This window comes from Bacillus cereus group sp. BfR-BA-01408, assembly GCF_022663305.1.
Lineage (GTDB): Bacteria > Bacillota > Bacilli > Bacillales > Bacillaceae_G > Bacillus_A > Bacillus_A pacificus.
The window spans coordinates 1-232 of sequence record NZ_JAKUFF010000296.1 but is presented as its reverse complement, the minus strand read 5'-3'; the positions used below and the strand labels follow the sequence as shown (position 1 = coordinate 232).

Below are 232 nucleotides of genomic sequence, written 5' to 3'. Positions count from 1 at the left end.
AAATGTGTTCGGAATTGCTGGACCTGTTGCAAATACGCCTAACTTTGTTCCTGGATCTTCTGTTTCTTTCCAATGTGGTAAGTAATGTAAATATACGATAACTGCCCCGATAATTGCCCCAATCATTTGTGCTGCGATATAACCAGGTACGTCACTCCATGGGAACGCTCCCTTAAATGCTAATCCTATCGTTAAAGCTGGATTCAAATGTGCCCCACTAATTGATCCAACC

The 232-nt window shown here is 42.2% G+C and carries 1 pseudogene; it reads right to left on the bottom strand.

The features are described from left to right. Positions 1-232, bottom strand: a pseudogene (glpF, locus tag MR083_RS27370) (glycerol uptake facilitator protein GlpF); the annotation flags it as partial.